General features: G+C 50.4%; 1 protein-coding gene. It reads right to left on the reverse strand.

The annotated features are described in order from the left end of the window. Window positions 1–504, reverse strand: a 504-nt coding sequence (locus tag R7E78_RS30985; RefSeq protein WP_318059252.1) for a Mur ligase family protein, incomplete at both ends; no start/stop codon positions are given.

A 504-nucleotide genomic window follows, 5' to 3' on the forward strand; every position in this document is an offset into this window, starting at 1 on the left:
TGCATTGCGGATTCGCGGTCGGAATAATGAATCGTTTCGCCATTACGAATTTGGTAGTCTTCGTGGCCCTTACCTGCCAGCAAGATAATGTCTTGAGGCGCAGCGTTTTCTAACGCGTAAGAAAGCGCTTTAAAGCGATCATGCTGGACAATCGCTTCTGCTGGTTTGGATAGGCCAGCAAGCATATCTTTGACGATGAATACAGGGTCTTCACTGCGCGGGTTATCATCGGTCAAGACGACTTTGTCACCCAAACGCTCAGCGATTTCTGCCATCATCGGACGCTTACCCGCATCGCGATCGCCACCACAACCGAAAATAGCCCAAAGCTGTCCGTCACAATGCACGCGCAGTGCTTGTAATGCTTTTTCAAGCGCATCAGGCGTGTGAGCGTAATCGACCACAACTTTAGCGCGATTTTCAGCTTGGAATAGCTCCATTCGGCCTAACACCGGCTGCAATTGAGCAGCCGTCGCTAGCAAATCGCTCTTATCAAAACCAAGG

Source organism: Vibrio sp. YT-19(2023) (genome assembly GCF_033337395.1).